Origin of the sequence: Leucobacter sp. gxy201 (assembly GCF_051043335.1) — a bacterium.
Taxonomy (GTDB): domain Bacteria; phylum Actinomycetota; class Actinomycetes; order Actinomycetales; family Microbacteriaceae; genus Leucobacter.
The window spans coordinates 405,360-428,186 of the sequence record NZ_JAMXWS010000002.1; the positions used below are offsets into that span (position 1 = coordinate 405,360).

Annotated in this window: 22 protein-coding genes; 8 read left to right on the forward strand and 14 right to left on the reverse strand. The window is 68.1% G+C overall.

Annotated elements, in window-relative coordinates:
- Window positions 1–119: 119 nt before the first annotated feature.
- From NHL51_RS04710 to NHL51_RS04735, 6 genes are all read left to right on the forward strand, one after another.
- Window positions 120–1,049: an SDR family NAD(P)-dependent oxidoreductase gene (locus tag NHL51_RS04710; RefSeq protein ID WP_434142063.1), complete on the forward strand. Its 930-nt coding sequence runs from the start codon at window positions 120–122 to the stop codon at window positions 1,047–1,049.
- A gap of 35 nt (window positions 1,050–1,084) precedes the next feature.
- Window positions 1,085–1,978 carry an amidohydrolase family protein gene (locus NHL51_RS04715; protein ID WP_434142064.1) on the forward strand — a complete coding sequence of 298 codons (894 nt, stop codon included), beginning with the start codon at window positions 1,085–1,087 and terminating at the stop codon, window positions 1,976–1,978.
- Complete coding sequence (locus tag NHL51_RS04720; RefSeq protein ID WP_434142065.1) at window positions 1,975–3,186, forward strand: acyl-CoA dehydrogenase family protein; 1,212 nt, start codon at window positions 1,975–1,977, stop codon at window positions 3,184–3,186. The genes NHL51_RS04715 and NHL51_RS04720 overlap by 4 nt, the downstream gene beginning before the upstream one ends.
- A gap of 175 nt (window positions 3,187–3,361) precedes the next feature.
- Window positions 3,362–4,057: a FadR/GntR family transcriptional regulator gene (locus NHL51_RS04725; protein ID WP_434142067.1), complete on the forward strand. Its 696-nt coding sequence runs from the start codon at window positions 3,362–3,364 to the stop codon at window positions 4,055–4,057.
- A gap of 83 nt (window positions 4,058–4,140) precedes the next feature.
- Window positions 4,141–5,112 carry an ABC transporter substrate-binding protein gene (locus NHL51_RS04730; protein WP_434142069.1) on the forward strand — a complete coding sequence of 324 codons (972 nt, stop codon included), beginning with the start codon at window positions 4,141–4,143 and terminating at the stop codon, window positions 5,110–5,112.
- Between the two features lie 2 nt (window positions 5,113–5,114).
- Window positions 5,115–6,017: an amidohydrolase family protein gene (locus tag NHL51_RS04735; RefSeq protein ID WP_434142071.1), complete on the forward strand. Its 903-nt coding sequence runs from the start codon at window positions 5,115–5,117 to the stop codon at window positions 6,015–6,017.
- Window positions 6,018–6,075: 58 nt separating this feature from the next.
- Here NHL51_RS04735 and NHL51_RS04740 read toward each other — a convergent pair whose 3' ends face one another.
- The 4 genes from NHL51_RS04740 to NHL51_RS04755 form a co-directional block, all read right to left on the reverse strand.
- Window positions 6,076–7,284 (reverse strand): multidrug effflux MFS transporter, encoded by a 1,209-nt coding sequence (locus NHL51_RS04740; RefSeq protein ID WP_434142074.1) that lies wholly within the window; start codon window positions 7,282–7,284, stop codon window positions 6,076–6,078.
- A gap of 41 nt (window positions 7,285–7,325) precedes the next feature.
- Complete coding sequence (locus NHL51_RS04745) at window positions 7,326–8,855, reverse strand: acyl-CoA synthetase (protein ID WP_434142076.1); 1,530 nt, start codon at window positions 8,853–8,855, stop codon at window positions 7,326–7,328.
- Window positions 8,856–8,934: 79 nt separating this feature from the next.
- The gene (locus tag NHL51_RS04750) at window positions 8,935–9,930 is read right to left on the reverse strand and encodes an ABC transporter substrate-binding protein (protein ID WP_434142079.1); all 996 of its coding nucleotides are present in this window, start codon (window positions 9,928–9,930) and stop codon (window positions 8,935–8,937) included.
- Between the two features lie 74 nt (window positions 9,931–10,004).
- On the reverse strand, window positions 10,005–10,457 hold the full coding sequence (locus NHL51_RS04755; RefSeq protein ID WP_434142081.1) for a MaoC family dehydratase: 453 nt from the start codon (window positions 10,455–10,457) through the stop codon (window positions 10,005–10,007).
- Window positions 10,458–10,561: 104 nt separating this feature from the next.
- Here NHL51_RS04755 and NHL51_RS04760 point away from each other — a divergent pair, with 104 nt between their 5' ends.
- Window positions 10,562–11,074 (forward strand): MarR family winged helix-turn-helix transcriptional regulator, encoded by a 513-nt coding sequence (locus NHL51_RS04760; RefSeq protein ID WP_434142082.1) that lies wholly within the window; start codon window positions 10,562–10,564, stop codon window positions 11,072–11,074.
- 21 nt (window positions 11,075–11,095) lie between these two features.
- On the opposite strand, the gene NHL51_RS04765 is transcribed toward NHL51_RS04760, so the two are convergent.
- A complete protein-coding gene (locus NHL51_RS04765) occupies window positions 11,096–12,079 on the reverse strand; it encodes a PDR/VanB family oxidoreductase (RefSeq protein WP_434142083.1) in 984 nt (327 codons plus the stop codon).
- 2 nt (window positions 12,080–12,081) lie between these two features.
- Window positions 12,082–13,227 carry a Rieske 2Fe-2S domain-containing protein gene (locus NHL51_RS04770; RefSeq protein ID WP_434142084.1) on the reverse strand — a complete coding sequence of 382 codons (1,146 nt, stop codon included), beginning with the start codon at window positions 13,225–13,227 and terminating at the stop codon, window positions 12,082–12,084.
- A 111-nt stretch (window positions 13,228–13,338) separates the two neighbouring features.
- Between NHL51_RS04770 and NHL51_RS04775 the strand changes: the two genes are divergently transcribed.
- A complete protein-coding gene (locus NHL51_RS04775; RefSeq protein WP_434142085.1) occupies window positions 13,339–13,923 on the forward strand; it encodes a PadR family transcriptional regulator in 585 nt (194 codons plus the stop codon).
- A gap of 82 nt (window positions 13,924–14,005) precedes the next feature.
- Here NHL51_RS04775 and NHL51_RS04780 read toward each other — a convergent pair whose 3' ends face one another.
- Genes NHL51_RS04780 through NHL51_RS04815 form a run of 8 tightly spaced genes read right to left on the reverse strand, consistent with a single transcriptional unit; the run spans window position 14,006 to window position 22,797 of the window.
- Window positions 14,006–15,499, reverse strand: a complete 1,494-nt coding sequence (locus NHL51_RS04780) for an aldehyde dehydrogenase family protein (protein ID WP_434142087.1) — start codon at window positions 15,497–15,499, stop codon at window positions 14,006–14,008.
- Window positions 15,496–16,167 (reverse strand): HD domain-containing protein, encoded by a 672-nt coding sequence (locus tag NHL51_RS04785; protein WP_434142089.1) that lies wholly within the window; start codon window positions 16,165–16,167, stop codon window positions 15,496–15,498. Before NHL51_RS04785 ends, NHL51_RS04780 begins: the two co-directional genes overlap by 4 nt.
- 13 nt (window positions 16,168–16,180) lie before the next feature.
- Window positions 16,181–17,455, reverse strand: coding sequence for an NAD(P)/FAD-dependent oxidoreductase (locus NHL51_RS04790; RefSeq protein WP_434142091.1), 1,275 nt, complete (start codon window positions 17,453–17,455; stop codon window positions 16,181–16,183).
- 2 nt (window positions 17,456–17,457) lie between these two features.
- Complete coding sequence (locus NHL51_RS04795; protein ID WP_434142092.1) at window positions 17,458–17,778, reverse strand: 2Fe-2S iron-sulfur cluster-binding protein; 321 nt, start codon at window positions 17,776–17,778, stop codon at window positions 17,458–17,460.
- Between the two features lie 29 nt (window positions 17,779–17,807).
- Window positions 17,808–18,569 carry an SDR family NAD(P)-dependent oxidoreductase gene (locus NHL51_RS04800; RefSeq protein WP_434142094.1) on the reverse strand — a complete coding sequence of 254 codons (762 nt, stop codon included), beginning with the start codon at window positions 18,567–18,569 and terminating at the stop codon, window positions 17,808–17,810.
- 5 nt (window positions 18,570–18,574) lie between these two features.
- On the reverse strand, window positions 18,575–20,407 hold the full coding sequence (locus NHL51_RS04805) for a PEP-utilizing enzyme (RefSeq protein WP_434142095.1): 1,833 nt from the start codon (window positions 20,405–20,407) through the stop codon (window positions 18,575–18,577).
- A 30-nt stretch (window positions 20,408–20,437) separates the two neighbouring features.
- Window positions 20,438–21,520, reverse strand: coding sequence for a PEP/pyruvate-binding domain-containing protein (locus NHL51_RS04810; protein WP_434142097.1), 1,083 nt, complete (start codon window positions 21,518–21,520; stop codon window positions 20,438–20,440).
- On the reverse strand, window positions 21,517–22,797 hold the full coding sequence (locus NHL51_RS04815) for a cytochrome P450 (protein WP_434142099.1): 1,281 nt from the start codon (window positions 22,795–22,797) through the stop codon (window positions 21,517–21,519). Before NHL51_RS04815 ends, NHL51_RS04810 begins: the two co-directional genes overlap by 4 nt.
- Window positions 22,798–22,827: the final 30 nt, after the last annotated feature.

Sequence of the window (22,827 nt, forward strand, 5' to 3'; positions counted from 1 at the left end):
TCGGCGGATCCCATATCTATTGGCGTCAGGGATCGCTCCGCTCTCGCGTGACTTCTGCAATGATTGACTTTTTCAATGGAATGCGATCTGATAGAACTACCGCAAACGAAGGAGTTTTCATGACACTCGCCGGCAAGGTCGCCATCGTCACCGGATCGGGCCGCGGCCTGGGTCTCGCCTACGCGCAGGAGCTCGCCCGGCAGGGCGCGTCCGTCGTCATCAACGATGTCGACGCCGCCACCGCTGCGGAGGCCGTCGCCTCCATCGAGACCGTCGGCGGCAAGGCCACCGCGGTCGTCGCCCCCGTCGGCCCGACCGAGACCGCGCAGCAGCTCGTCGCCGCCGCGGTCGAGACCTTCGGTCGTCTCGACATCCTCGTCACCAATGCCGGCGTGCTGCGCGATACCGTGCTCTGGAAGATGAGCGACGAAGACTTCGACCTCGTCATCGACGTGCACCTGCGCGGCACCTTCACCTGCGTGCGCGAGGCCGCCGCCTACATGCGCGAGCAGGGCGAGGGCGGCCGTATCATCGCGATCGGCTCCCCCACCGGCCAGCGCGGCAACTTCGGCCAGACCAACTACGCCGCCGCGAAGGCGGGCATCGTCGGTATGGTGCGCACGTGGGCGCTCGAGCTCAAGAGGGCCGGGATCACCGCCAACGCCGTCATCCCCGTCGCCGCGACCGCGATGACCGCCACCGTCCCGTACTTCCACGCAGCAGTCGAGGCCGAGGCGCAGGGCGAGGTCATGCCCGCGTTCTTCCGCCACGATCTCGGCTTCGGCGACGCGGGCGATGTCGCACCGCTCATCGCCTACCTCGCATCCGACGACGCCGCGGGCGTCACCGGCCAGGCCATCGGCGTGGGCGGTGACCGCCTGCAGGTCTGGGGCCATCCCGAGCCCGTCGCGACCGCATACCACGAGGGCGGGTGGGACGCCGAGGCGTACGCCGGCGAGGGCGGCGTGCTGATCGGTGAGAACGTCCAGTCCGTCGGCGAGAAGTTCCCGGCTCTGCCCGACGAGCTGCAGCCCCCGGCCCGGGCGTAGGCTCGAAGCCCGGCACTCGCGCAAGGAGACCGACGATGACCCGTTACGAACCCGCGATCGACGTCGACGAGCTCGTCGCGATCGACATGCACGTGCACATCGAGATGGATGCGCACGGCCAGAACTCGCTGCCCGACGACCTCGCCGAAGCCGCGGCCGCGTACTTCAAGAACGGCGGGCTGCAGCCCGAGCTCGACTCGGTCGCCGAGTACTATCGCGAGCGCAAGATGGCCGCCGTCGTCTTCACCGTCGACGCGACCACGAACCTCGGGCACGCGCCGATCTCGAGCGCGGACATCGCGGAGGGGGCGGCGCGCAACAACGACGTGCTGATCCCCTTCGGGTCGGTCGACCCGCACCTCGGCGCCGAGGCCGTCGACCGGGCCCGGCGCCTGATCGAGGAGCACGGGGTGCGGGGCTTCAAGTTCCACCCGACGGTGCAGGGCTTCGACCCGAGCGACGACGCGTACTTCCCGCTCTATCGGGCGCTCGAGGAGGCGGGCTCGATCGCGCTCTTCCACACCGGCCAGACCGGCATCGGCGCGGGGATGAAGGGCGGGCGCGGCCTGCGCCTCGGCCTCTCGAACCCGATGCTGCTCGACGACGTCGCGGCCGAGTTCGGCGACCTGCAGATCATCATGGCCCACCCCTCGGTGCCGTGGCAGGACGAGGCGATCTCGGTCGCCACGCACAAGCACAACACCTGGATCGACCTCTCGGGGTGGAGCCCGAAGTACTTCCCCGAGAGTCTCGTGCGCGCCGCCGGCACGTATCTCAAGAAGCGGGTGCTGTTCGGCAGCGACTACCCGATGCTGAGCCCCGACCGGTGGCTGAGCGACATCGAGCAGACGAGCCTCAAGCCCGAGGCGATGCCCGGCATCGTCAAGGACAACGCCGTGCGCCTGCTGCGTCTGGGCGGTACGGCATGAGCGCCGGCGAGCTGCGCGACCCCGAGATCGCGCCGCACGGCCCCATCGGCATCGACCCCTTCCAGTTCGCGGCCGGCCGGCTCAGCGATGCCGCGCTGGCATCGCTCGGACGCCTGCAGCGCGCGCTCGACGACGAGGTGAAGCCCCTCATCAACGAGGCCTGGGACACGGCCACGATGCCCCCCGGCATCATCGGCGCCCTCGCCCCGCTGAAGCTCATGGAGCCCGAGGGCGTGACCGCCGAGGAGGCGGCCTCGTCGCTCTACAAGGGCTTTCGCACCTACGTGCTCGCCCGCACCGACGTCTCGGTCGCGACCGTCTACAACGCGCAGGCCGGGCTGTTCCGCGCCACCGTGCAGCAGGGCGGTTCGCCCGAGCAGGCGGCGGAGCTCGACCCACGCATCCGCGACTTCGACCTCACGGGCGTCTTCGCCCTCACCGAGCCCGAGCACGGCAGCGACATCGCCGGCGGCATGACGACGTCTGCGACCCGTCACGGCGACGAGTGGGTGCTGAACGGGCACAAGCGGTGGATCGGCGGCGCCGTGAGCGCCGACGTGATCGCCGTGTTCGCCCGCGACACCGCCGACGGTCAGGTCAAGTGCTTCCTCGTGCCGCGCACCGCCGATGGCGTCGAACTCTCGACGATCACCGGCAAGGTGTCGCTCAGGCCGATGCAGAACGCCGACTTCACGCTGACCGATGTGCGCGTGCCCGAGAGCGCGCGCCTGCAGCGCATCGACTCGTGGCGCGATGTCGCCTCGATCATGGGCACCCTGCGCGCCGATGTCGCCTGGATCGCCGCGGGTCTGCAGGCCGGCGCCCTCGAGGCCGCGACGCGCTACGTGCGCGAGCGCGAGCAGTTCGGCCGCCCGCTCGCGGGCTTCCAGCTCATCCAGGAGAAGCTCGCCCGCATGGCGGGCAATGTCGTCGCGTCGCTGGGCATGGTCTGCCAGATCTCGGAGCTGCAGGACCGCGGCGTCTTCAGCGACGCGAACTCGTCGCTCGCGAAGATGTGGACGTCGCTGCGCGCCCGCGAGACGGTCGCGCTCGCGCGAGAGGTCGTCGGCGGCAACGGTATCGTCATCGACACCGACGTGGCGCGCTTCTTCGCCGACGCCGAGGCCGTCTACTCGTACGAGGGCACCCATGAGGTGAACTCGCTGATCGTGGGCCGCGCGCTCACCGGCGCCTCCGCCTTCGTGTAGTACGGCACCGCAGTCTCCGCGAAGCCGAAAGCCTGCAACGATCGCATCGCTGACGAGAAGCCGACTTCATTGCGACTCGACAATTCCGATGTTAAATGTTTGACATTTGACATCTGCGCGAGAAGAATTGATCCGACTTCCCGAAACACGCCTCCGATCAAGAAGGGTCACATCTATGAGTCTCCATAGCCCGACCCGGAACGTTCCTCTCGCCACCCAGGCCGTAGTTCAAATGCGTCAGCTCATCGCCGATGGGGAATGGCCGGTGGGGTCGAAGATTCCCGGCGAGTTCGAACTCGCCCGGGCCATGGGCATCAGCCGCGGAACCATTCGAGAGGCTCTGCGTTCACTCGTGCATGCGGGGCTGCTCGAATCCCGCGCCGGCGACGGGACATACGTGGTCTCGGGCAGCGAGATTCAGGCAGTACTTCGTCGGCAGATCGGCAGGTATCGCGTCGAGGAGGTCTACGAGGTTCGCGACCTTCTCGAGGTTCGCGGTGCCAGACTCGCGGCAATGAACGCGGACGAGGCCGATCTCAGCGCACTCAGGGCCTCGCTCAGCGCCCGCAATTGTTCTGAAACCACCGCGGATTATGTGCGCCATGAAGTCGAGTTCCATCGCGCGCTGCTCCGCGCGAGCAGAAATCAGCTTCTCGCAGACATGCACGAGAGCATCGACGACCTGGCCGGCCACATCTCGGACATGGTCAGTACGCTCTCCAGCCCGTTCGCCGTCGAGAACAGCGAGCTCAATCTCAAGCACGATGCGCTCGTCGATGCGATCTCGGCGAGAGACCCCGACCTCGCAGAGCGCATCGCTTCGGAGATCATCCAGCTCGCCCGCCGATCCCATGCATCAGGACGCAGCTAGACGCATCGTCAGCTCTGGCGGTAAGCGCGCAGTGCAGCGCTCCCGGCGCCCCGAGGCACACCCCCCTCCCGGAAGGAACGTCAATGAAGACATCACGAATCTGGCAGACTGCTGCGGCCGCCCTGTGCGGGCTCGTACTGCTGTCGTCCTGCGCATCGGAAGGCGCACCCCAAGACGATGCAGCACCTGCTTCCGGTCTTGAGACCATCAGGGTCGGCGTGCTCAGAAGCGTTGCCGACGCACCTTTCGTCCTGGGAGACGAGAACGGCATATTCGAGAAGCACGGACTCGATATCGAACTCGAGAAGTTCAACGGCGGCGCAGCCATGGTACCCGCGGCGCTCTCCGGGAGCATCGACATCGGCGACGGGAACCTGCTTTCGGTCGCGATCGGCGCTGAGCAGAACGTTCCGGTACAAGTACTGACCTCCTCGTTCATCGTCGATTCCGACCCGACGGCCGACATGTCGTCGATCGTCGCATCCACCGACTCCTCCATCGAATCCGCCGCGGACCTCGCGGGGAAGACCGTCGCGATCAACGCGCTGGCGAGTATCAGCGAGCTCGCTGTACGCGACGCGGTCGAAGCCGCCGGGGCAGATCCCGAATCCGTGCAGTTCGTAGAAATCGCTTTCCCTGAGATCCCGGCCGCCGTCGAGACCGGCAACGTCGATGCTGGCTTTCTCGTCACGCCATTCCTCGAACTCAACGCGGACAAGCTGAAGCCGATCGCACATCCCTATTCCGAACTGTACGCCGGCGAAGCGGTGGGCGGATACTTCGCCGCCAGCGGATGGCTCGCCGAGCATCCGCAGACCGCCGAGAAGTTCATCGCAGCAATGGCGGAAGCCGCTGAGTACACGAATGCGCATACGGATGAAGCCCGAGCTTCGCTTCCCGGCTATCTCGACCTCCCGGAGGCGGTCGTGTCCGAGATGCCGATCCCGGTATTCGGCGGCGGGCTCGTCGAAATGCCGAAGATCGCCGGTAGCGCGAAGCGGTACGGCATCCTGACGGACGGCCCCGACTACTCGACTCTGTACTGGAAGGGATAAGAATGTTCACGGTAGACAACCATCTCCATGTCGGAGAACCGAACAAGCACGTGTCCGCGTGGGTGTACTCGGAACTCCGGAAGAACTGGGACGATCGCGGAAATATCTACAATACCGGCCCGATCTCCGGCGAGAAGCGCGATACGCTCGGCCTCGTCGACACGCTCGACGCGACCGGCGTCGACCTCGGATTGATCATGGCCGGCGACTGGAACCGCGTGCTCACGCCCGAACAACGGCCTTACAACGTCAGCAACGACTACGTCGCCAGCGTAGTACGCGAGTCGAACGGCAGGCTGCTCGGAATCGCGAGCGTTGACCCAGTAGCCGACCCCTGGGGTGCTGCCACCGAGGTCGAACGCATGGTCAAGGAACACGACTTTCGCGCGATCAAGCTGTTCCCGACATACCAGCACTACGACCCCCGGGATCCTGCGGTGGAGCCCGTCTACGAAGCCGCACAGGCGCTCGATGTTCCCGTGCACTTCCATATGGGCTGGACGCCGGTGGCCTCCGCGAAGATGGATTTCCAACGGCCTTGGCTGCTCGACGACGTAGGCCGCAGGTTTCCGAACCTCAAGGTGGTGATGTGCCACCTCGGCAATCCCTGGACCGATGAAGCCGCGGCCGTCATCGCCCGGCACGAGAATTTCTTCGGCGATGTGAGCGCCTTGGGGTTCTGGCATCCGCGCAAGGTCTATCAGATCATCCACGACTTCGGTTGCCTCAACCCCTACGACAAGTTGCTGTACGGCTCGGAGAACCCGTTCTCGACCGGATATCTCGACACGATCAGGAACCTCGACCGGATCGGCAAGGAGATGGGCCTCCCCGGTATCAGTGACGAGAACCTTGCGAAGATTCTCGGCGAGAACGCGCGAAGCCTGTACAAGATCACCGACTGAATCGACGTCGCCGGAGCCCTCTTGATACAACGGGCTCCGGCGGGCGCCAGCCGGAATCTCAGCGCGCTCGTCGGATGGAGACGCCGGCGAGCACGAACGAGAGCAGCGCGAAACCCGCCATCGCGATGAGCGTCGGCAGCGCCGTGCCCGTGCCGAATAGCCCGCCGAGGGGTGTTCCGATCGCAGCGAAGATGAACTGGCTGAACCCGACGAGCGCCGACCCCGCCCCCACGACGCCGACCGCCTGCGCGACCGCGAGCGCCGACGACGTCGGCATGATCAGACCGGTGCCGCAGGTGAAGCCCGTGACGACCAGGAGGTAGGCGCCGAACGGGAAGGCTCCCGTGAGGACGAGCACGATGCCGAGACCCGAAGCCGACAGCTGCACGATCTGCCCGACCCGGAGGGTCGCGACGCCGCCGAACCGGGGCACGAGCCGACGGCTGACCCACGCGCCGCACATGAACGTCGCCGAGCTCAGTGCGAAGGTGAGCGAGTAGCCGAGCGGCGAGAGCCCGAAGACGTCCTGCACGATGAACGACGACGCACTGATGTAGGCCATCATGCCCGCATACGCCAGACCGAAGGCGGCAGCGAAACCCGCGAACGACGGCGTGCAGGCGAGCCGTTTCAGGTTGCCGAGCAGCCGGCCGGCATGGAACCTCTGCCGGTGACCGTTCGGGAGGCTCTCGGGGACGGCGAGCACGGCGACCGCGAACATGCCCGCCGTGAGTACGGCGAGGCCGGCGAGCGGGGTGCGCCAACCGCCGAGCTCGGTGAGCCAGCCGCCGAAGGGGTTCGCGACGGCGGGGCCGAGTGCGATCATCACGAACAGCGTGCCGTACGCCCGCGCGGTCTCGGCGGACGGCAGCAGGTCGGCGATGACGGCCCGTGCGAGCACGGCGCCCGCGGAGCCCGCGAAGCCCTGCACGAAACGCGCGGCGATGAGCAGCTCGATCGACGGGCTGATCGCCGCTGCGCAGGCGCAGGCGGCGAAGACCGCGAGACCGACGATGAGCGTCGGTCTCCGGCCGAGCGCGTCCGACAGCGCGCCGATGACGAGCTGGCCGAGTGCCGCGCCGAGCATGAATGCGGTCAGCGTCAGCTGCACGATCGACGGGCCGACGGCGAAGTGCTCGGCGATCCCTGGGAATGAGGGGAGGTACAGGTCGGTCGACAGCGACGCCGCCATCGACACGTACCCGAGGGCGATCATGAGGCCCGGCGAGATATGCCCGGAACTCCCGACGTGCGAGGGTGCGCGCATCAGCATCCCCTCCGCGGCGACCGCCGCCTCACGACGCCGCCCTACCCGTACTGCCGCCGCAAGTCGGCCTTGCGGATCTTGCCGCTCGCCGTGCGGGGGAACTCGTCGACGAACTCGACGCGCCTCGGAATCTTGTACTTCGCGAGCCGGCCGGCCAGATGCGCCATGATCGACGGCGCGTCGGGCCGCGCGCCCTCCTTCAGCTCGACGACCGCGAGCGGCACCTCGCCCCACTTGTCATCGGGCACCCCGATGATCGCGACGGCACCGACCTCGGGGCGCTCCATGACGATCGCCTCGACCTCGGCCGGGTAGATGTTCTCACCGCCCGAGATGATCATGTCCTTGAGACGGTCGGAGATGTAGATGTAGCCGTCTTCGTCGAGGTGGCCGATATCGCCCGAGCGGAACCAGCCGTCGACGAAGGCGGCCTCGGTCGCTTCGGAGTTCTGCCAGTACTCGGCGATGACGTTCGGGCCCATCATGCAGATCTCGCCGTCTACCCCGGCGGGCACCTCGGCGCCGGTCTCATCGATGACGCGGATGTCGCTGAAGAAGTGCGTGAGGCCCGATGACCCCGGCTTCGCGCGCGTCATCTGCGGTGGCATCGCCGTCGCGCCGGGAGACGTCTCGGTCATGCCGTAACTGGCCGCGAAGGCGAGGCCGCGCTGCTCGTACGCTTCGATGACGCGCAGCGGCACGGCCGATCCGCCGCAGGTGAGCCCGGTGAGGCTCGAGATGTCGGTGGTCTCCCAGGCCGGGTGCTCCTGGATCAGCTGGAACGTGGTCGGCACGCCCGAGAGCATCGTGATGCGCTCGGCCTCGATGGTCTCGAGCACGTGGCCCGGGTCGAACTTCTCGTGCAGCACGAGCATGCCGCCCTGCAGGAGCGACGGCAGGGCGCCCATGCCGAGCGCCGCGACGTGGAAGAGCGGCGAGATCAGCAGCACGCGATCGTGCTTCGTGATCTCCTTGTCGACGATCGCGTTGAAGCTGTTCCAGGTGAAGTTGCCATGGGTGAGCACGGCCCCCTTCGGGCGCCCGGTGGTGCCCGAAGTGTAGAGGATCATGGCGCGGTCGTCGAGGCCGACGAGCACGTCGTACCGTTCGGTGCCGGCATCGCGCAGCACGGTGTCGTAGTCCTCCACGCCGTCGGTCGCGAGGTCGCCGCCGGCCTCCTCGACCATCATTCGGCGCGTGACGCCGGTCGCGGCGCTGCCCGCGAGGGCGACGCCCTGCAGGTTCTCGTGGAAGATGAGCACGGTCGAGCCCGAGTCGTCGAGCGCGTACTCGATCTCGGGGGCGGCCAGGCGGGTGTTGAGCGGAACGAAGATCGCACCGAGGGTCGCGACTGCGAAGAGCGTCTCGAGGAAGGCCGGATGGTTGTTGCCGAGGTACGCGACCCGGTCGCCGCGCGCGACGCCGCCCACGAAGAGCGCGTTCGCAAGGCGGTCGATGCGCTCCGCGAACGCGCCATAGGTGATGCGCTGGTCACGGTACACGAGAGCGATGTCGTCAGAGTAACGGGTCGCTTTGCGGGCGATCCATGTGCCGATGCCTTGATGCTGCACAGCTGTGTCCTTCGGTGGTGCCGGCCGTCGCGACGAGGGCCCGGCACCGCGTCGCAGCACTGCCGGGCCCTCGGGCGGATTACTTGAAGATGACCTTGTCGAGGTCGGGGGCCTCTTCGATGACGCCGTACTTCACGGCGAGGTCGTTGAGCTGTTCGAGCATCTCGCGGTTGACGTCGCCCGACATGTACTCGAGGTTCACCTTGTCGACGACCGCGGCGTCCATGCCGGTGAAGTCGACGATCGCGGCGCGGAACGCGTCGGTATCGCTCATGGCGAGGTCGGCGGACTCGGTGATCGACTTGGCGAAGGCCTTCACCACGTCGGGGTGCTCATCGGCGAACTTGCCCGAGGTGAAGGTGACCATCGTGTTGAGGTTGTCGATGATGCGCAGCGGGTCGCCGAGCTGCTCGATGCCCTCGGTGGCCTTCGCGCCGCTGAGGAAGGGCTCGGGGATCCAGGCCGCGTCGATGTGGCCGCTCTCGAGCTGCGCGGTCTGGTCGGGGAAGCCGATCTCGGTGAAGTTGATCTTCGAGGGGTCGCCGCCATCGGCCTCGACCTGCGCCATGATGCTGAGGTCGCCGAGGCCCTTGAAGACGTTGACCGCGACGGTCTTGCCTTCGAGGTCCTTCCACGACTCGATGCCCGAGTCGCTCTTGACGACGACGGCCGAAGGCGCCTGATCCTCGGGGTCGTCGGGGTTCTGCACGTTGCTCGAAAAGCCGGTGACGATGCGCATGTCGATGCCCTGGCTCGCCGCGAGCAGCACGGCGAGCTCGTTGCCGACCGCGAACTCCATCGAGCCGCTCGAGACGGCGGGCAGCAGGGCGGTGCCGCCCTGGCCGCTCTGCAGCTCGACCTCGAGGCCGTTCTTCTCGAAGATGCCCTCGTCGATGCCCATCTGCACGACGGCGGAGGGGGCGATCGGCAGCACTCCGACGGTGACCTTGGTGAGGCCGTCGCCGCTGCTCTTCGCCGCTTCGTCGGATCCGGTGGACCCGCCGGAGCAGGCGGTCAGCAGCAGGGCCGTCGTCGTCGCGAGTGCGGCGACGACGGCAAGACGCTTCTTCTTCATATTCAGTGACTCCTTTGTAACTGAGCGGTTCTCGGGGTTCGAGAGGGTTCGGTGGCGCTGATTCGGGTGGGAGGTCAGGCGTAGAAGCGTTGCAGGCTGCGCGCGACGACGGCGGGCTTCGATCCGCCCTCGATCTCGATCGTGACGTCGATGACGAGCTGCGTGCCGCCCGGCACCTCGTTCGCCTCGGCGATCACGGCGGTCGCCCTGATCTTCGCGCCGACCTTGACCGGCGAGATGAAGCGCACCTTGTCGAGGCCGTAGTTCACCTTGGTGGTGACGCCGTCGACGTCGAAGAGCTCGGTCTGCAGCGGGATGAGCAGCGACAGGGTCAGGAAGCCGTGTGCGATCGCGCCGCCGAACGGGCCGTCGGCCGCGCGCTCGGGGTCGGTGTGGATCCACTGGTGGTCGTCGGCGGCGTCCGCGAACTGGTTCACCCGCTCCTGCGTGATCTCGAACCAGTCGGTGTACCCGAGGTCCTTGCCGACGTAATCAGGGAGTTCCGCGTACGGAATCATCGTGGTCATTGACGCTCCTTCGAATCAGATGGTTTCATGAAACAGTAAATACTTGAAAAAGTCAACCATTATGAACTTCCAGTATTTCGGGGTTGGAGAATACAATGAAGCGCATGACCACCACCGCACCTTCGAGGGAGGCGGCCGCCGCGTCAGCCACTGCCCCCTCGCACGGCTCGATGAGCTCGGACCGCCTCTGGGACACGCAGGTCGGCAAGGACCCGGCATTCCTGCTGGCCCGCGCCAACGCCCTATCGCTGGCCCGCATGCACGACGTGCTCGCCGAGTACGGGCTGCAGGCGCGCTCGTACTCGCTGCTCGCGATCGCGGCGGCCGACGCACGACCGTCGCAGCGCGAGCTGTCGGAGTTCCTGCGACTCGACCCGAGCCAGATCGTCGCCCTCATCGATCAGCTCGAGCGCCGCGATCTGGTGCGCCGCGAGCCCGACCCGAACGACCGCCGCGCGAAGGTCGTCATCGCGACCGAGTCGGGGCGGGAGCTCGCCGCTCGAGCCCGCGACAGCGTCGTCGAGAGCGACCAGGGGTGGTTCGCGCAGCTGCCGAGCGCCGACGACCGCGATGCGCTCTTCTCCGCACTGCGCACGCTCGCCGACCCCCGGGCCTGACCCCGAGCCCGCCTCGCCGGCTCAGCTCGTCTCGATGACCACCCGCGCGGGCTTCCCCGGGCAGCCGCCCGCCATGCGCGAGACACAGCAGCACATCTTCTTGTTCGGCGCCTTCTGCCGCTCCGAGTAGAAGACGTCGCGGTGATCCACCTTGCCCTCGACCTGCAGGATGTCGACCTCGCAGAGGCCGCACTCGCCGCGCCGGCAGTCGAACATCATGTCGACGCCAGCGTTCTCGAGCGCCTCGAGCATCGATTCGCCCGCCTGCACCTGCACCGTCACGTCGTACTGCGGCACGCTCACCTCGAACGCTTCGGGCTCGAACCAGCCCGAGTTGCCGAAGGTCTCGAAGCGCAGCGCTGTCATATCGCGCTCACCGCGCTCCCACGTGCGCTTGATCTCCTCCATGAGGCGGATCGGCCCGCACATGTAGAGCTCGGCGTCGCGCGGCACCGATTCGATCAGCTCCGCGACGCTCATGCGACCGCGCTGGGCGGTGATGTGCGGCACGAGGCGGTCGCCGTGCTCTTCGACGAGGCTGTCGAGGTAGGCCATGCGCTCGGGCGAGTTGCCGACGTAGTGCACGGTGTAGTCGGCGCCGAGGCGCTTCAGCAGCGAGGCCATGCCGCGGATCGCGGTGATGCCGACTCCGCCCGCGACGAGCGTGTACGACGGCGCCCCCACACGCAGCGGGAAGTCCTGCAGCGGCTTGGTGATCCTGAGCCGATCGCCCGCGGAGAGTCCGTGCATGAAGCGCGAGCCGCCGCGCGACATCGGCGCCTCGTAGACACTGAGCGCGATGCGGTCACCGCTCGCGCTGGCGCCCGCGATCGAGTACGAGCGCTCATCGCCGCGGTCGTCGAGTTCGACCGCCACATCGACGTGCTCGCCGGGCTTCACCGGGGTCGGCTGCTCGGGGCTCAGTTCGATCCTGAGCACTCCGGTCGCGATCTCGCTCGCCTCGACGACCGTCGCCCACTGCCATTCGGACTGCTTGTCGGCCACGACTACTCCCCGGCCCCGACGGCGGCGGGCGCCTTGCCGACCGAGCGGAAGCCGCGGGGGGCCGCGGTCGTGGAGCGCCCCTCGGCCTCCATCGCCCGCTCGAGCAGACGGCGCACCCACATGCCGCCGGCGTCGATGTTGAGGCTGGTGAATTCGTAGTCGGGGTTCAGGTCGATCGCGTCCTGCTGCGCCTTCAGCATGCGCTCGTCCTCACCGAAGACGCCGTGCACGCCGTCGCGCAGCTGCGTCGTGATGAGCTGGCTGTCGAGGCGGTAGTTGCGCTGGAACGACCAGAAGTAGTGGCAGCTGCGATCCTGCTCGGGGCTGATCGTGTTCATCACGTAACCGTTCACGCCCTGCGAGCGGTCGCCCTCGGGGGCGCCGGTGCCGGCCTTCGCGACGCCCACGTCGATGCAGATCGTCGAGGGGTAGGTGTAGTGGATGATTTGCCAGCGGTCGACCTTGCCCTCGAAGTCGGGGAATTTGTCGCGCATGTTCTTCAGCCAGAACGGCGGCGCATCGATATCGCGCATCCACCGGGTCACGGTCACCGAGTCCTCGGTATGCGTGACCTTGAACTCCGACTCACTGAGTTCTTCCTGCCCGATCGAGGAGCTGTGCACGAACTCCTCGTGCGTGAGATCCATGAGGTTGTCGAGCACGAGCTGGTAGTTGCAGGGCGCGTAGATCGTGCGGCCATCGCCGGTCCACTCGGCGTCGTCCATCTGGTGCATGTCGGGGATGGTCGACGGGTCGGCGAGGGTCGGGTCGCCGAGCCACACCCAGACGTAGCGGTAGCGGTCGACGACGGGAAACGACGGCACGGTCGCCGACGGGTTCAGGGTCTCCTGCGCGGGCATGCCCGTGCAGCGGCCGGCCGAGTTGAAGCGCAGGCCGTGGTAGGGGCACTGGATCTCGTCGTTGCCCATGAGCCTGCCCTGCGAGAGCGGGGCGAGGCGGTGCCAGCAGGCGTCTGCGAGGGCGACCGGGCGGCCGTCCTGCGTGCGGTAGATCGCGAGCGGCCGGCCCGCGATGGTGCGCGAGAGGATCGTCTTCGCGGTGACCTCGTGATCCCACGCCGCGACGTACCAACCGTTCAACGGGTACGACAGCAGCTTGGCCACGGTGGACGACGATTCGGCATTCATTGCGAGCTCCCTTGCTCAGTCGACGGCTTCCGGTCGAAGTTCTCGAATAACTATATACATAGGTATTTGGTTTTGCGCGAGAATATGAGTCATGACGAAAGGACCCCCGCAGTGAGTCTTCGCTCGGCGCTCCTCGCGCTCATCTCGGCCGGCCCGCTCACCGGGTACGACGCGGCGAAGCAGTTCAGGGGATCGGTCGGCCACCTCTGGCACGCGCCCGATTCGCAGATCTACCCCGAGCTGCGCAAGATGCAGGCGGAAGGGCTGCTCGAGGCCGAGCAGGTGCCGTGGGGCAGGAAGCAGGCGACGAAGACCCAGTACTCGATCACCGATGCGGGGCGGGCCGCGCTCGCGACCTGGCAGCGCACACCGCTCAGCTACGCGCCCGAACGCGATCAGGCCCACCTGCTCGCCGCCTACTTCGAGTGGGGCGATGCCGAGTCGGCGCGCGGACGACTCATCGAGCACCGGGAGGCGTTCCGCGAAGTGAAGCGCGTCGCGCAGCGGCAGATCGACGAGATCAGGGATCGCACGAGCCCCGCGATCCAGCGCCGCTTCGCCGTGACTGACCCGGCCGACAGGGATCGCGTGGCCGCCTTCAAGACTTTCGCCTACGAGGGCAAGATCTCGCGCGCCGACACCGAGATCGCCTGGGCCGAACGCGGGCTCGAGATGCTCGACGAGCTCGACGGGTAGCGTCACCGGAGCCGAGTCCGGCAGCCGCGCCCGCAGCGTCCCGCTCACCCGGCGGAGCGCACCGACACGGGACCGCGCTCGCCTATTTGCGGTGGATCGACTTGTACGAGACGTACTGCTCGAGGCCCTCGATGCCGTACTCCACGCCGAGACCCGAGTCGTGCCGACCGCCGAACGGCGCGGCGTGGTTCGAGGCGAAGAAGTTCACGCCGACCGACCCGCTGTCGACCTGCTCGGCGACCGCGAAGGCCCGGTCGGGGTCGGCCGAGAAGACGATGCCGCCGAGCCCGAAGGGAGTGCTGTTGGCGAGCTCGATCGCCTCATCCTCGGTCGAGTACCGCTGCACCGTGACGACCGGGCCGAAGATCTCCTCGCGGGCGACGCGCATCCCCGGTGTGACGTCGGCGAGCACCGTCGGGGCCACGAAGAAGCCCGGCCCCGGCAGCGGCTCGCCGCCCGTCGCGAACCTCGCGCCCTCGGCCCTCGCCGATTCGAGGTGCTCGAGCACCGACTCGTACTGCGGGCGGTTCGCGACCGGCCCGAACACCGTCGACGGGTCGAACGGATCTCCCTGCGGGCTGCTCTCGACCACCTCGGTGATGCGCGCTACGATCTCCTCGTACCGCGACTCGGGAGCGAGGATGCGCGTCGAGATGTAGCAGGTCTGCCCCGTGTTGCGCATGCTCGAACGAACGAACACCTCGGCGAACGCGTCGAGATCGACGTCATCGAGCAGGATCGCGGCCGACTTGCCTCCGAGCTCGAGCGTGACCGGCCTCAGCAGCTCGCCGCACGCCGCGGCGATGCGGCGGCCGACTTCGGTCGACCCGGTGAAGGCCACCTTGTTCACGAGCGGGTGCTTGACGAGCACGTCGCCCATGCGGCCCGGGCCGGTGATGAGGTTGACGACTCCGTCGGGTACGCCGGCAGCGGCAGCGGCCAGAACGATGTGCCGGATCGACAGCGGGGTGGGTGAGGCCGGCTTGATGACGACCGAATTGCCGGCGAGGAGCGCCGGCGCGAGCTTGATGACGACGAGGTTGATCGGGAAGTTCCACGGCGCGATCAGGGCGCAGACCCCCAGCGGGTCGCGGCGCACGACGCTTCGACCCGACCCGTTCGGGAACTCCCGCACGTCCTCCTGCTCGAGGTGGCCCGCGAGCGACGCGTAGTAGCTCAGGATGCCGGCGGCATTCGCGGCGGCTCCTCCGGATTCGGCGACCGGCGAACCGTTCTCGCGGGTGTTCGTCGCCGAAAGCTCGTCGGCCCGCGCCTCGACCTCGTCGGCGAAGCGCAGCAGCACCGCGGCGCGCTCGCTCGGGCGCATCCGCGCCCACGGCCCTTCGACGAAGGCGGCACGGGCGGCTTGGACTGCGGCGTCGACGTCTGCGGCGTCGCCGGCGGGCACGCTCGCCCACGCTTCGCCGGTGGCGGGGTCGACGACGTCGATGCGCTCGGTGCCGTGCGAGGGCACCCAGGCGCCCCCGATGAACTGGTCGGTCGGGTGCCACGTCGATTCGCGAGGGCCGCCGGGCTCGATGCTCGGCGCCCCCGCAGCCGCGCCCGCCCCGCTCATCGCAGCACCGCCGTCTTGAGCAGCGCGTCCGAACGATCGAGGTCGGCGCGCGCCATCTCGATCGCGGCCTCGCTCAAGAGCTCGGGCACGATCTCGGATCGCAGGCGCGCAGTGTAGGTCGCGGGGTCGAGGCCGAACCAGCCCGACGCGAGCGCGATGCCCGCATGATCGAAGCGCCAGAGCCGGTCGGCGTCGCGCACGAGCGCATCCTCGAGCGAGTGCGCCACCGGCCGGGTGTCGTGCCCGTCGATGATGGCGCAGACCGCCTCGACGAAGCCGACGTCGTAGCCGAGCGGCGGCAGCACTTCGCGGGCGATCTCGCAGCCCTGCTGCTCGTGCTGGTACCGGATGTCGGCCTTGCGCCAGTCGCCGGTGAATCCCTCCGAGAGGATGCGGTCTTCGTCGACGCGCCCCCAGCCGGTGTCGTGCAGCAGGATGGCGACCCGCACGAGCAGCGCATCGGCCTCGGGGTGGGCGGCGAGCAGTCGCTCGGCGTAGGCCAACGAGATCGGCAGATGGATGTCGTTCGAGCGCGCCCGCGTCTCGGGTACGACGGCGGCCCAGATCGGGTCGAGGTCGTCGCCCGCGGCGGGGGTGCTCGAAATGGGCGAGGTGTCGACCGGCCCCGCGGCCCGGATCGGCAGCTGGGGCAGAGGATGCGTCTGCATGATGGTCACTTCCCTAGGAATTCTGCGACGCCGCGATGAGCGTCTTCAGCGGAGTCGCCGGGTCGGCAACGGCTTCGGCGGAGAGGTTGATGCCCTGGGTGAGCGTTTGGCGCACCATCATGAAATCGAGGGGCGCGTTGATGCAATCGGCCGCGATGAGCCGGTCGCCGCGGTAGTAGAGCAGCGAGAACTTGTTCGGGCCCTCGGGGCTGCGGTCGACGACGCGATCGTAGCCCGTCGAGACGCCGGCGATCTGGAGCTTGAGGTCGGCCTGGTTCGACCAGAACCACGGGATGTTCTCGTACTCGGCCTGGCGTCCGGTGAGCGCGTAGGCCGCGACCTTCGCCTGCTCGATCGCGTGGTTCACGCTCTCGAACCGCACGCGCTCCCCCTCGGGCGCCCCCGGGATGGGGTTCGGCAGGTTCGCGCAGTCGCCGATGGCGAGCGTGCTGCCATCGGATGCGGTCGCGTACCGGTCGACGACGATGCCGTTCGACACCTCGAGGCCCAGCTGCTCGGCGAGCCCGGTGTTCGGGATCACACCGATGCCCACCAGCACGATATCGGCGGCGATCTCTTCGCCGCCCGCACGCACCGCGCGCACCCGGCCGTCCATCCCGACGATCTCGTCGATATCGGTGCCGAGGCGGATGTCGATGCCCTGCCCGCGGTGATGGCGCAGGATGAAGTCGGACGTCTCGGGGCCGACTGCCCGCCGCACGAGCCGGTCGCCGCGGTCGATGAGCGTCACGGTCTTCCCCATCGAGTGCAGGCTCGCGGCCGCTTCGATGCCGATGAAGCCGCCGCCGACCACGACGATGCTCTGGGCCCGGGCGACGCGCGCCTTGAGGTCGAGGGCGTCGTCGGCGTTGCGCAGGTAGAGCACGCCGTCGAGCATCGCCCCCGGCTTCTCGAGGTGGCGGGCGCGGGCGCCCACCGCCAACGCGAGGCGGTCATAGTCGAAGGTCGCACCCGTCGCCGAGATCGCGGTGCCCGAGCCGTCGGGCCGCTGGTCCAGCCGCACGATCCACTCGCCCTTGACGACCTCGATGCGGTGCTCGTCCCAGTACTCCTGCGTGCGGAAGATGAGGGACTCCTTCGAGATCTTGTCCTGCAGGAACTCCTTCGAGAGGGCCGGTCGCTGATACGGTCGGTGATCCTCATCGCCGAGCAGTCGGATCGGCGGCTCGTAGCCGAGCGCTCTCAGCGACACCGCGAGCTGCACGCCGGCCTGCGACGAACCGATGATGAGCAGGCCGTGCTCGGAAGACGAGGCGGGGGCGGTCACGATCAGACCTGGGTCTCGGGCAGGGTCACGTGCAGATCGGAGCCCTCATCAATGCGCAGCTGGCAGCTCAGGCGCGAGTTGTCCTGGCGGTCGACCGAAGTGCCCCAGAGCATCTCGTCCTCCATCTCCTCCATCGGGGCCAGCGAGGCGAGCTGATCCTCGCGCACGAAGACGTGGCAGGTGGCGCACGACAGGGATCCCCCGCACTCGGCGACGATGCCCGTGATGCCGTTGCGCACCGCGGTCTCCATGACGGAGTCGCCGACGTTCGCCGCGATAACGGTCTCGGCGCCGCTCGAATCGGTGAAAGTTACCTGAGGCATGACTGCTCCTTTGCTTCGTTGCTTCGTTGTCAGATGAACTGCCGGCCGCCGTCGACGACGAGGGTCTGGCCGCTGATGAAGGCCGCGTCGGGGCCGGCGAGGAATAGCGCTGCGCCGACGATGTCCTCGGGCGTGCTGGCCCGGTGCAGGGCGCCGCGATCGACGCCGTAGCTGTCGGCATCGGCCATGTGCCCGTAGCTCGCCTCGGTGAGGGTGAACCCCGGGGCGATCGCATTGACGGTGATCTCGCGCACGCCCAGCTCCTTCGCCATGACCCGGGTGAGCGCGATGACCGCGCCCTTCGACGAGACGTAGTGCGCCCACTGCGCCGACCCCGACATGACGGTCGCCGAGGCGATGTTGACAACGCTCGAGCCGGCGCCGAGGTGCGGGCTCGCGGCGCGGGTCATGAGCCACGGCCCCTTCGCATTCACCGCCATGACCCGATCCCACTCGGCCGGGTCGAGCTCCTCGATGGGGGCGCGGGTGATGCCCGCGTAGAGGGCGGCGTTGTTGACGAGCACATCGATGCGCCCGCCGCCGAACTCGGCGACCGCGGCGGCGACCTCCTCGGTCGAACCCACCGAGGTCACGTCGAGGCGGCCGTGCCAGGCGCGGCCGCCGGCGTCGGCGATGAGCGCCGCGGTCTCCGCGGCCCCCGACTCATCGACATCGGCGACGGCGACGGCGTAGCCGCGCTCGGCGAATCCCAGGGCGAACGACCGCCCGAGGCCGCCGGCCGCGCCCGTCACGAGGACGGTGCGGCCGGCTGCTGCGGATGCCTGCGTCATACCGGTCACCCCTCGAGCACTTCGACGCGGCCGGCGTTGCCGTCGACGCGGATGAGCTGGCCGGTGCGGATGCTCGTCGAGCCGTTGCCGGTTCCCGTGACCGCCGGGAGGCCGTACTCGCGGCAGACGATGGCCGCGTGGCTCATCATGCCGCCGATATCGGTGACGGTGGCCTTGATCTTGCCGAACACCGGCCCCCACGACGGTGCCGTGATGGTGGCGACGAGGATCTCGCCGTCCTGCACCTCTCCGAGGTCGTCGGCGTGGTAGACGACGCGCGCGCGGCCCTCGACGAGGCCCGGCGATGCGGCCATGCCCTTGATCGCACCGCTGTCGTCGGCATCGTCGTCTTCGAGCCAGGTCTGCACCTGCTCGGTCGTGATGCCCCAGAGCATCTGGGTGAACGGCTCGGTGATCTCTGCGGGCGGCGTGCCGAGGGCTGGCTGGGGCCGCTGGCCCTGCAGCGCGTCGACGATCTTCGCACGGCGGGCGATCTCGGCCGGCCAGTACTGCGGGCCGACCGAGTCGCACCCGACGGCCCAACCGGTGACGTAGTCGAAGAGGGCGTCGCGCACCTCGTTACGGGTGAGGTAGAGGATGTCGCTCTCGTCGTCCCAGAACCCTGCTGCGACGAAGACGCGGCCGAGCTCGCGGACCTTCCGCCAGAAGACGCCCATCGTCCAGTGCTCGATGTAGAAGTTGTGGTTCTCGACATAGGGGTAGGCCGTCGCGGCGAGGCCGCACTTGGCGTCGAAGACGGCCGCGTTGTCGGCGTCGAGCATGCCGCGGTATTCGCCGATGATGCGGTCGCGTTCGGCGATCAGCTCCTCCTTCGGGCGCAGGATGGTCTGGCCCGCATCGACCCGGCGCATGTAGTCCCTGATGTAGCCGAGCGGGATCTCCTGGTACTCGTTCCAGTACTTGTCGTGCCCGTAGAAGCCGTTGCCGACCGTGAAGTTGAACCAGGGATCCTGCGCCTCCTCGTAGCGGGCGAGCCAGCGCTCACCGCCGGGCAGCGCGCCGACGGCCGAGAGCGTGCCGGCCACGTCGTCGGTGTTCTCGAACGCGCTCTGCAGCCCGAGCTCCGAGGCGAGCGTCGCGAGCGTCTTGAGCTCGTCGTCGGGGCGGAAGAGCTCCATGTCGACGCCCTGCACCATCTTGGCGATGGCCTGGTCGGGGATGCCCGGGAAGGCCTCCTTCGCGAAGTTGAAGAAGTCGAGGTAGGCGAGATAGCCGAGGTTCAGGAACTCGAAGTGGTACTGCCAGTTCTGGTAGGCGAGCTGGATGAGGCGGTCGTAGCCCTCGAGCAGCACCTCCGAGCCGTCCTTCGCCTTGCCGCTCTCGATGTCCTCGAACGGCACCATGTCGGGCAGCGGTGCGAAGCTCAGCGCCTCCATATCGGCGATTGTGCCGCGCACCTTGACGCGCCAGTCGTCGAGCAGGCGCTCCCAGTTGCCGAAGTAGTGGCCGACGCGGCGCTCGAATTCGGGAACGCGGGCCGCCATGTCCTCGGGCGCCACTGCGACGGGGCTCATGTAGAGGTAGCCGAGGTGCACCTTGAATTCGATGCCGTTGGCCGGCGGGATGAGCAGGTGGCGGGTGTTGTACTGGCCGAGGCACTTCACGGCGAACTCGCCGCCGATCGTCTCGAACGGCTTGTACGCGGTCGGCCAGTGCTGGCTGTCGCAGAACCAGAACTTGTGCTCGGAGCCGTCGCCCTCGCGGAACGGCAGGTAGTAGGGGTAGAGCTTCTCCCACCCTTCGGCGCCCTCGGGCACCGGGATGTCGGCGGCGCTGGGGAACGATTTGAGGGCGTGTGCCGGGGATTCTGACGTCATTGTTCTGATCCTGTTCGTAAGGTGATGTGTTCAGGGGAGTTTGATCGAGCCCGTGAGCATCGAGGTGAGGCTGCTCACGCCGATGGTCGCGGTGACGGGCTTCGCCTCCTGCGGCTTCGAGGAGTGCACCGTCTCGGGGCGCGCCTGGAGCAGCAGCAGGTTCTCGCCGTCGGGGAGGTCGTGGTCGATCGCCCACTCGACATCCTGCGGAGTGCCGTAGTGCTGCTCGGCGCGCTTGGCGAGCTCGGCCACCGCGCGCACCTCGGCGTCGCTCAGGCAGCGCACGGTACGGCGCGCTTCTTCGACCGGCCGTTCGACGAGGCCCTTCTCGCCCGCGACCGGCACCATCTCGATGTGCTTGTCGCCGATGTGCTCCTCGATGATGCTGAGCATCACCTTGTCGAGCATCAGGTTGTCGGGGGTGACGAAGCCCGAGACGACCGCCTCGCCGATGCCCCAGGAGGCGTCGATGACGACCTTCGATCGGTCTCCGGTGCTCGGGTTCAGCGTCATCGCGACGCCGGCGGTGCGCGCCGACACCATCTTCTGCACGGCGACGGCCATCGACAGGCCCTCTTCGGGGATGTCGTTCTTGAGCCGGTAGGTGATGGCGCGGCTCGTGTAGAGCGAGGCCCAGCATTTGCGGATGTGCTCGCGCATCTCGGCCTCGTCGGTCAGCCAGAGATAGGTGTCCTGCTGACCGGCGAAGCTCGCGTCGGGCAGATCCTCCGCGGTCGCCGAGCTGCGCACCGCGACCGGCACCGGCTGCGGGAAGCGGCTCTGCAGTTCGGCCCAGCCGGCCGAGACGGCGTCGTACAGCGCCTCGGGCACGGGGCTCTCGCAGATGCGATCCCTGATCGTCTGCGAGATGCGGTCGATGACCCCGACATCCTCGGGGTCGAGCCCCTCGAGCGCGCCGACGATGAAGCCTGCGAGGCCGGATTCGGTGACGAAGAGGTCGTAGGCCGCGGTCGTGACGGCGAAGCCCGGAGGCACCGGCATGCCGGCCGCGGTCATTGTGACGAGCGAGGCGCACTTGCCGCCGAGCTGGTCGTGGTCGGGTGCGATCCCTGCGTCGAAGAACTGCACGTAGCGGGTGTCGATGGCGTTCATGCCGCCGCCTCCTCGGTCTCGGCCCAGGTCACGGGAACCTCGAGGGGCACCCGGAACGAGAGGTTCTCGCGGAACCCGATGTCCGCGCCCTCGGCGAGCCGCAGCCCGGGCAGCAGGCGGGCGGTCTCTTCGATCGCGATCTTCGCCTGCAGCTTGGCGAGCATGTTGCCGAGGCAGTAGTGGATGCCGAAGCCGAAGCTCAGGTGCTCGCGGGCGTTCTCGCGACCGATGTCGAAGGCCTCGCCGTCGGCGAAGCGCTCGGCGTCGCGGTTGGCCGAGCCCATGACGAGCAGCAGCTCGGCCCCCTCGGGGATCGCGACGCCGCCGACCTCTGTGTCCTGGAGGGCCTTGCGCCGCCAGGCGACGATCGAGCCGCTGTAGCGCAGCACTTCGTCGACGGCCGCTGCGATGCGGCTCGGGTCGTCGATGATGCGCTGCCACTGCTCGGGGTGGGCGAGCAGCACGCGCAGCGAATTCGCGATGAGGGTCGTGGTCGTCTCGTGCCCGGCGAAGAGCAGACTGTACACGACCGAGGCGATCTCGTGGTCGCTGATCTCGTCGCCCGCCTGCTGCGCGCGGATCATGTCGCCGACGAGGGTGTCGCGTTCGTGCTCGTGGGCGTCCGCGACGAGCCGCAGGCACTCCTGCCAGTAGTCGACGAGATTGTGCGCGTGCGGAATCTGCTCGTCGTCGGAGAGGTCGCCCCAGGTCATCGCGGCCCGCGAGTCGCTCCACTGTTTGAAAAGGTCGACCTGGCTCGTGTCGGCGCCGATGAGCGTGAGGATGGTGACGGTCGGCACGTCGTAGGCGAGGTCGGCGAAGAAGTCTCCCGTCGCCTCGGGGCGCGCCTTCATGGCCTCGAGACGTGTGACGATGTGTTCGCGGATGGATGGCTCGAGCGCCTTGAACCGGCGCGGGGTGAAAGCCTTCTGCGCGACCTTGCGGATGCGCGAGTGCTCGGGCGGTCGACGGGCCGAGAGGCCCGAGTAGGCCGTGAAACCGCCCTCCTCCATGATCCGCTTCGTCTCCGCGCCGCGCTGGCGCACGGGGGCCTGCGCGTTCTCACTGCTGAAGGTCTCCCAGTCGTCGAAGACGGCCTTCACGTCGTCGTACCGGGTGACCACCCAGTACCCCACCCGCTCGTCGAACATGACGGGCTCTTCGCGCCGCAGCTCCGCATAGGCGGGGAAGGGATCCTTCTGCGCGAACGGCTCGAAGCCGTGATGCCCGTGAGCCACGGGGCAGCCGCCCTGCGCGGCGCTCTCCGATGCGGTCATGACCTGTCCTCCACGAATTCTTCTTCGAAA